Below are 288 nucleotides of genomic sequence, written 5' to 3'. Positions count from 1 at the left end.
CTTCCTATAAGCTCTCTATAAGCTACCCCTACCCATCTTACACCCTTTTTTCACCAAAATCCCCTTAGTCTCCTTCTGAAAATCTTCGTTTCCTTCCGAATTCTACTAACAGTCCCAACACATCACTTTTTCATCTCAAACTTTGGCAAAGTTTTAAACTTTGCTAAAGTTGATGTTCTAAAAAGTTACTTCACAAGGCGCAGTCCTGATTTGAATAATTGCCCGTGCGACTCGCACTCGCCCGTCGTGCTACGACCTTTGCCAAAGTTGAATAAACTGACAATACCT

The organism is Capnocytophaga sp. oral taxon 324 str. F0483, assembly GCF_000318315.2.
Classification (GTDB): Bacteria; Bacteroidota; Bacteroidia; order Flavobacteriales; family Flavobacteriaceae; genus Capnocytophaga; species Capnocytophaga ochracea.
Note: the sequence above shows the minus strand (reverse complement) of the source record.